Source organism: Nocardia abscessus NBRC 100374 (assembly GCF_000308455.1).
Lineage (GTDB): Bacteria > Actinomycetota > Actinomycetes > Mycobacteriales > Mycobacteriaceae > Nocardia > Nocardia abscessus.
The window spans coordinates 1-470 of the sequence record NZ_BAFP01000203.1; the positions used below are offsets into that span (position 1 = coordinate 1).

At 53.6% G+C, this 470-nt stretch carries 1 protein-coding gene; it reads right to left on the bottom strand.

Features of this window, described 5'->3' with window-relative positions:
• Positions 1-399, bottom strand: a 399-nt coding sequence (locus tag ON19_RS45215; protein WP_176569440.1) for a hypothetical protein, incomplete at its 3' end; no start/stop codon positions are given.
• Positions 400-470: the final 71 nt, after the last annotated feature.

Here is a 470-nt window from a genome sequence, read left to right on the forward strand (position 1 = left end):
CCAGGTCAGCTGACGGCCCTTAGAGTTCGAGATGTCCTCCAGAAGCTTGCGGCCGTTGTTGTTGTTGTTATTGTTGTTGTTTCCACCACCGCCATTGTTATTGTTGTTGTTGTTGTTGTTTGCTCCCCATCCGCCGTTGTTGTTGTTGTTATTGTTGTTGTTGTTTCCACCCCAGCCGCCGTTGTTGTTGTTGTTGTTGTTGTTGTTGTTGGAGCCACCGTTCCAGCCGTTGTTGTAGTCGGGGTACCAGATGCCATTCCACCACCAAGTCAGTCCGCGGCCTGTGTTCTCCAGCTCTTGGGATTCCTTGACACTGTTCAGGGCGTCCAGAGATGCTGTGGAGCTGCCCACGAGTGCGAGCAGGCCCAGAGCGACGATAGCCATCGTCGTCTTCATCACGCCTTCAGGAATGCAGGCGATGCAAGCCGTTCAAGGAGCTTTGTCTGCCGCTGATACTCCGCAGGCTTTTC